We start from the raw sequence: 7,458 nt of genomic DNA on the forward strand, positions 1-7,458 counted from the left end.
ACTGATAACTGATAGCTGCTATAAAATTGGACTAGCCTTTTTCCCCAGAAAAAAATTTCCCCATCCATGACCTTAATCCTCTACAACACCCTCAGTCGTCGCGAAGAACCCTTTACCCCCCTCATCCCCGGCATTGTCTCCATGTATTGCTGCGGCATTACCGTCTATGATTATTGCCACTTGGGTCATGCGCGTACCTGTGTGGTTTGGGATGTGGTGCGGCGTTATTTGGAGTATCTCGGTTATAAAGTGCGCTATATTCAGAATTTCACCGATATTGACGATAAAATTCTCAATCGGGCTAAAAATGAACATACCACCATGGCAGCCGTGGCCGAGAGATTTATCCAGGCCTACTTTGAAGATATGGCAAAATTAGGAGTCAGACCGGCGGACGCTTATCCCCGGGCCACTCATAGCCTCGACGGTATCAAGCGCCTAGTCTATGAATTAGAACAAAAAGGCTATGCTTACCCCAGCGATGGCGATGTTTACTATTCCGTCCGTCGTTTTTCCGATTATGGCAAACTATCAGGGCGAAAACTGGATGATTTGCAAGCGGGGGCCAGCGGCCGGGTAGAAACCGACGACCCGGAAGCAATTAAGAAACAAGACCCCTTTGATTTTGCCCTCTGGAAGGGTGCAAAACCGGGGGAACCTAGTTGGGATTCTCCCTGGGGTCAAGGTCGTCCGGGGTGGCATATTGAATGTTCGGCCATGGTCAAAGAACAATTGGGAGAAACTATCGATATTCATGTGGGGGGAAGTGATCTAATTTTTCCCCACCACGAAAACGAAATCGCCCAAAGTGAAGCGGCTACGGGTAAACCTCTGGCCCACTATTGGTTACATAATGGCATGGTCAAGGTGGCAGGGGAAAAAATGTCGAAATCCCTCGGTAATTTCATCACTATTCGCGAGTTATTGGCAAAATATGACCCCTTAGCCGTGAGATTATTAATTTTAGGAGCCCAATACCGCAAACCGATTGATTTTTCCGATGAGGGATTACAGGCGGCCACTAATGGCTGGCATACTTTACAAGAGGGTTTATCCTTTGGTTATAAGCATCTTCAGCAAGATGATCCTGGAATTACTGACCAAGAGCTAGAAAATCGCTTTCAAGAGGCGGTAAATCACGATTTTAACTTTGCCGGTGGTTTAGCGGTGTTATTTGAAATCGCTAAGGAATTACGCAAGGAGGGTAATAATTTAACCCATGCGGGTAAGACAGACAGCAATCTGGCCCAATTAGCGGTAAAATGGCATACTTTGGTGAAATTGTCTAGGGTTTTGGGCCTAGAAATTGCCGCCGACCAAGGAGAAACCCCGGTTTCTGAGGGAATTAGTGCAGCGGAAATCGAAAATCTGATCCAACAACGGACAGAGGCAAAAAAAGCGAAAAATTACGCCGAAAGCGATCGCATTCGCGCACAATTAAAAGCCCAAGGCATTAGTTTAATCGATCAACCCGGGGGAGTGACTAAATGGTTAAGAGAGGGAGACTAGAAATTCTTTGACCACTTCCTCCACCCTGCGATTGCTGCCATCCACCTGATAGTTTAATTTCTGCATAGCTGTGGAGGTAATTTTGCCGGTGAGTTTGGCTAAAACCTGTCGCAATTGCGGATATTTTCGCAAACTATCCCGGTTAAAAATCGGTACCGCTTCGTAGGGAGGAAAATAGCGTCGATCATCTTCTAGGATGACTAAATCTAGCACGGGAATTAAGCCATCGGTGGAATTTCCCGCCACTAAATCCACTTGTTTTTCCGCTAAAGCGCGGTACATTAACCCTAAATCCATCACTTTCGGGGGTTGGGCAAAAGTTAGGCCATAGGTCTTCGCTAATCCCTTGTAACCGTCTTCCCTTTCCAAAAATTCATAACCAAAACCCGCTTGCCAATTGGGAGTATATTTAGCCGCTTGCGAGAGAGTTTTAAGATTGTATTGACTGGCGGTTTCTCCCCGGATAACAATGGCGAAATTATTCTCAAATCCTAAACTGGGAAACACTTCTAGATTAAATTTTTCTGGATAAATCTCTTGCAGCTTTTCAGAGACTAATCGGGCATCGTTCAGGGGTTTTTCTCGCAAAATTCCCGTGAAAGCCGTGCCAGAATACTCCACATAACCGTCGATTTTACCCGCTTTCACCGCTTCATGACAGATCAGAGTACCACCGAGATTAAATTGACGTTCGACCCGTAAATTCGTCTCTTTTTCGATCTCCTGTGCCAAAATTTCCCCTAAAATCACCTGTTCGGTAAAATTTTTGGAACCGATCACCACTGTGCCGGGGGATGAATGGAAAATTTGAGTCAACAGGAAAGATAGCAAGGCTAACCCGATTAAACCTAATCCCCATTGCCATTTAGAGGGCTTTTGCGGGCGTTGCGAAGGGGAAAAGGTCTTTTCTAGCCAACCGAGACTCCAATCGGCCACAAGGGCTAAAAAAGCGGCAGGAATTGCCCCCGCCAAAATTAACTGATTGTTGACCGTGGCAATACCGCGAAAAATAAACACTCCCAAACCACCGCCACCGATGGCAGCTGCGATCGTGGCCACACCGATAGCAATCACCGTCGCAATTCTCACTCCTCCTAAAATCATCGCCCTGGCCAAGGGTAATTCGATGTAGCGGAGGATTTGCCCGTCGGTCATACCTAGGGATAACCCGGCTAATTTTAATTCGGGATCAACTTTTGTGATGCCCAGATAGGTATTTAAAACAATTGGCAGTAAAGTATAGAGAGTTAGGGCAACAATAGCGGGGATTTTGCCGATTCCTCCCAAAAAAGGCACAGAAATTAAAAAGCCAAATAGGGCTAAACTGGGGATAGTCTGTAGGGTGTTAACGATCGCTATAATTGGTTGAGCGAGAATAGCTTGACGACTAATTAAAATACCTAGAGGAATCCCGATTAAGCTACCCATAGCCATGGCTATTCCCGTCAAGAAAAGATGTTCTCCGGTGCGAAAAGCGATTTCCCCCGCATAATCTAGCCAAAAACTATCCATAAACTTCTCTTAAAGCTGCCGCTTCATCCTATTGTATAGAATAAATAGTATCTATTAGTTCCAGTCTTGATTTAAAGATTCTATCATCATCTTGACATTATTTCCTCCCTAAAGACAAATGACTAACAAATTTAATTCTCGGGCTAAAACTGTTGCCGATTGGGCCTATATCGGTATTGATAAACATTTTCATAAAGTTCTTAAACACGAAGCTGGGGTTTTACTCGATCAGGATACGGAAGAATTACATCAAATTCGTGTGGGAATGCGCCGTCTTCGCAGTACCTTAACCGGTTTTGCCCCCGCTTTAACCATGCCGAAATCTGCCGATCAAAAACGGGTGGGTAATCTGGGCAGAATTTTAGGAGAATTGCGGGATTTAGATGTGTTAAAAGAGGCTTTTGTCGGTCATTATCAGCCAATTTTACCCCCGAAAGAACAGGATTTACTGAAGAAAGTTTTACAAGTTCTCGAACACCGAAGGGAGAAGGCTTTTGCTAAGGTAGAAAAGCTCTTAAAGTCCGATAAATTTCTCAATTTTAAGGCAGATTTTGCCAGTTGGTTGGATAATCCTACCTATCAACCGATTGGAAAATTAGATATTGCCACGGTTTTACCGGACTTATTATTACCGCAAGCGAGTCGATTTTTACTGCACGAAGGCTGGTTAGTTGGGGTAAATTTAGAGGAAAATCAAAAAGTAAGAGAGTTTTCTAGTCAAGAAATTGATGACTTATTGGAAAAAGAAGGATTATTACTGCACGATCTCCGTAAAGAAGCCAAGCGTTCCCGCTATAATATGGAGTTATTCACTCAGTTTTATGGCGACAAGTATCAAGAGTATCTAGAAGATATTAAAAACCTTCAAAGTATTCTCGGAGAAATGCAGGATTGTTGTGTTCTCTCGGATTTTCTTAGCCAAATTTTCCCCAATTGTCTTGCCAAGGAAATGCCCACCTTACTAGAAATTTTCCGAAATATCCGTCACCAAAAATGGCAAGAATGGCAACCGCTACAAAAGAAATTCCTTGACGCTGACACAAGAAAAAGTCTGCACCAGACAATTTTACAGCCTATTTTTTGGCAAAACAGTGTAGAATTAGAAGCTAATCCAGAATCCTGAGATTAGGAACCGATGAATTTTTTTCAAAAGTTAAACCACGCCATTAGTCAAAACCAGACTCTACTTGTCCTCGGTTTAGATGCTAACCCCGAAATGATGCCCTCCACCCCGGGAGAATTAATCGTTAATTTAGAACAGTGGCTCAAGTTTATTATCGATGAAACTGCCCCTTTTGTCTGTGCCTACAAACCAACTTTAGGCTTTTATCAAGCTTTGGGAGCAGCCGGGTTAGAATTATTACAGCGAATTTTAACGGCAATTCCCGATCATATCCCTGTAATTTTGGATGCTAAATACGGCGATATTAATACTAGCAGTATTTTAGCCGAGACTATCTTTAAAACTTGGCAGGTGGACGCGGTTACTCTCAATCCCTACTCCGGACAGGATCACGTTGCTCCTTTTTTAGTTTACCCCGAGCATGGCGCTTTTATCCTCTGTCATACTTCCAATCAAGGCGCGATTAATCTGCAAGAATTCCCCAGTCGCGACAATCCTTTTTATCTGCAAGTTGTCAAAGAAGCTTGTACTTGGGGAACTCCCGAACAAGTGTTTTTAGAAGTGGGAACCACTCAACCGGAGATTTTGAAAAAGATTCGCAATTTTGCCCCCGAAAGATTGATTTTATTACGCAGTATTTGGGAAGACAAAAGCAAATTCTCCGAGTTAATTACTGTGGGTTTAAATAGTCATGGCGAGGGTTTATTAATTCCTGTCCCCCAAGACTTTTTATCTCAACCCGATTTGGGGGCAAAAGTCAAGGATTTACGAGAGGAAGTCAACAGAATTAAACAAAATCAAAGGCAAGAATCGAGCAAAGATGATATTTGGACTGCTAACGTTTGTCTTTTAAAACAACATCCTCATCAGGATTTAATTCTACAATTATTTGATATTGGTTGCTTGATGTTTGGCGATTATGTGCAAGCATCGGGAGAAACTTTTTCCTATTATATTGATCTGAGAAAAATTATCTCTAATCCTAATATTTTTCAGCAGGTAATTGAAGCCTATGGAGAAATATTAAAAACCTTGACATTTGACCGCATTGCTGGTATCCCCTACGGTTCTTTACCCACAGCTACCGGTTTATCTTTATTATTAAATCATCCGATGATTTTCCCCCGCAAAGAAGTAAAAGCTCACGGCACAAGAAGATTAATTGAAGGTAATTTTCAAGTGGGGGAAACCGTGGTAGTGGTGGACGATATTTTAATTTCTGGCAAAAGTGCGATCGAGGGGGCAGCAAAGATTAAATCGGCGGGATTATTAGTTAATGATATCGTGGTTTTTATCGATCATGGTGGACTTGTCAAAGAGAAACTTCGTAGCCATGGTTATCAAGCTTATTCGGTTTTAACCCTAGCAGAAATTACCGATACTCTCTACGAAGCGGGAAGGCTGACAGAAGCACAATATAGCTGTTTTTTAAATCGCTCCCATTGATATTTGGCTATCAGCCTTGAATCAGTTATCGGTTATCAGTTACCAGTTATCGGTATTAAGTGTGCATTATTAAATGGCAGTTTTCTGCTGTCTTTTCACTGATTACTGTTTACTGATTACTGTTTAGGCTCTTCTCGACTTTGTGTGATAATTTTTGCTTATAGAATCGTGAAATGCTTATCGGGCAGGACTTTTAGGGCTATTTTGCGGAAGAAAGTATCAGTATAGACCTCGTTTCCACACAGAAACCAGAAGAGCCCTGTTTACTGATCACTGTTTACTGATCACTGATTACTGATTACTGATCACTGAAAGTTGTTAAGAAGCTTGACTGCCTAAGACCTTTAGGGTATTCAGGAGCTTGATTTCTTCTTTTTCCTCAAAAATAGTTAAATCTTCGGGTTTACAACGCTTTATATGCAATTTAATCCCCTGCGCTCCTTCTGTTTTCAAATCTTCTTCGTAACCAGCTTGAGCGACTTCAGCCTCGTCTTTAGCGAGAAAAGGACCGAAATAATAAGTACATCTGGGATAGTCGGTTTTAATCTCGACCCAGTAGGCTAATCCGAACATTTCCAGTAAGCTAATCAAAAATTCTTTCATTTCGTTCCCCATCTAAATCTACTCTGGTGGTTTTGTCACGTTCGTTTACATTTCGCAAACTTCCTTCCTATTTTATTTATACTTTCTCCTTTTGGCTATTGGGAGTGTCGAAAAATACAGATTTTCAGTCGGGGGAATTTTGCCAGCGTTGACGGTAAACCTCATAAAGAGCCATAGCCGCCGCCACCGAAGCATTGAGACTGGGGGTTTTGCCTGCCAAGGGGATAGATACCAACTCATCGCAGGACTTTTGGGTCAACAGACTCAAACCCTCTCCCTCCGAACCTAGCACCAATCCGATCGCACCCGTTAAATTAATTGTGTGTAAGGATTTACCACTTTTTGCCGCCGTGCCGTAGAGCCAAAAACCCGCCGCTTTTAATTCCTCTAAAGCACGATTGAGATTGACCACCCTGGCCACAGGTAAATATTCCAAGGCCCCCGCCGCCACTTTCATCACCGTCGATGTCACCCCAGCGGCGCGACGTTGGGGAATAACTACCCCCTGACAACCCATGGCTTCGGCGGTGCGAATAATTGCCCCAAGGTTATGGGGATCCGTAATACCTTCAGCGATGACGATGACGGGGTGACGACTTTTGCCCTTAGCTTTCTCGATCAGATCGGCTAATTCTATATACTCATAGGGAGACATCTGGGCGGCAATCCCCTGATGATTGGCCTTATTGGTAATCTGATCGAGACGCAGATCATCCACCTCATCAATTACCGTGCCGTTGGCTTTGGCTTTTTCTAAGAGGGTATGATAACGGGGATCGTAACGGAGTCGATTGACCACCCAAATCCGATTCAGTTGGCGCTCCTCCTCCATGGCCGTTAAAACCACCCGGCGACCGTAGAGCAGATCATCAGCTTCTTGGTTTTCTGGAGTTACTGCCGGGGATTTAGCCAGAATTGGCCCGGTTTTCGGCCGCGAAGGCCGGCGAAAATTACTATTATCGGACTTGCCACGAAATGGTCGATCGCTCATCGAAAATTTTGGGTCTGAAACCCCGTCGTTCTACGACGGCTTTACTGTTAAATATTAGCGCATTTACACGATATATGCCAGAATGTTAAGATATGGAGAAAGCCTATTCTTACCGATGATTTTACCCCACACCAGAACAAGAGTCGCTATTGCGGCGCACTTTGGGCTGTGTAAGATTGGTTTACAACAAAGCTCTCCACGAACGAACACAAGCATGGTACGAAAGACAAGAAAGAGTAGGATATGCTCAAACTTCTTCAATGCTAACCGATTG

Annotated in this window: 6 protein-coding genes and 1 pseudogene; 4 read left to right on the forward strand and 3 right to left on the reverse strand. The window is 43.5% G+C overall.

Annotated elements, in window-relative coordinates; all coding sequences use genetic code 11:
- Window positions 1-66: 66 nt before the first annotated feature.
- A complete protein-coding gene (gene cysS, locus IM322_RS13855) occupies window positions 67-1,509 on the forward strand; it encodes a cysteine--tRNA ligase (RefSeq protein WP_287674905.1) in 1,443 nt (480 codons plus the stop codon).
- On the opposite strand, the gene IM322_RS13860 is transcribed toward cysS, so the two are convergent.
- Window positions 1,492-3,021, reverse strand: a complete 1,530-nt coding sequence (locus IM322_RS13860; RefSeq protein WP_287674907.1) for a glycine betaine ABC transporter substrate-binding protein — start codon at window positions 3,019-3,021, stop codon at window positions 1,492-1,494. The two genes, cysS and IM322_RS13860, sit on opposite strands and share 18 nt — an antisense overlap.
- A gap of 118 nt (window positions 3,022-3,139) precedes the next feature.
- On the opposite strand from IM322_RS13860, the gene IM322_RS13865 reads away from it, so the two are divergent.
- On the forward strand, window positions 3,140-4,144 hold the full coding sequence (locus IM322_RS13865) for a CHAD domain-containing protein (protein WP_287674909.1): 1,005 nt from the start codon (window positions 3,140-3,142) through the stop codon (window positions 4,142-4,144).
- A gap of 12 nt (window positions 4,145-4,156) precedes the next feature.
- A complete protein-coding gene (locus IM322_RS13870) occupies window positions 4,157-5,590 on the forward strand; it encodes a bifunctional orotidine-5'-phosphate decarboxylase/orotate phosphoribosyltransferase (protein ID WP_287674910.1) in 1,434 nt (477 codons plus the stop codon).
- Between the two features lie 318 nt (window positions 5,591-5,908).
- Here IM322_RS13870 and IM322_RS13875 read toward each other — a convergent pair whose 3' ends face one another.
- A complete protein-coding gene (locus IM322_RS13875; protein WP_287674912.1) occupies window positions 5,909-6,205 on the reverse strand; it encodes a DUF1816 domain-containing protein in 297 nt (98 codons plus the stop codon).
- A gap of 112 nt (window positions 6,206-6,317) precedes the next feature.
- On the reverse strand, window positions 6,318-7,184 hold the full coding sequence (rlmB, locus tag IM322_RS13880; protein WP_061432833.1) for a 23S rRNA (guanosine(2251)-2'-O)-methyltransferase RlmB: 867 nt from the start codon (window positions 7,182-7,184) through the stop codon (window positions 6,318-6,320).
- Between the two features lie 92 nt (window positions 7,185-7,276).
- On the opposite strand from rlmB, the pseudogene IM322_RS13885 reads away from it, so the two are divergent.
- A pseudogene (locus IM322_RS13885) lies at window positions 7,277-7,458 on the forward strand (helix-turn-helix domain-containing protein); the annotation flags it as partial.

It is taken from the genome of Microcystis sp. M109S1, assembly GCF_020247025.1.
Classification (GTDB): domain Bacteria; phylum Cyanobacteriota; class Cyanobacteriia; order Cyanobacteriales; family Microcystaceae; genus Microcystis.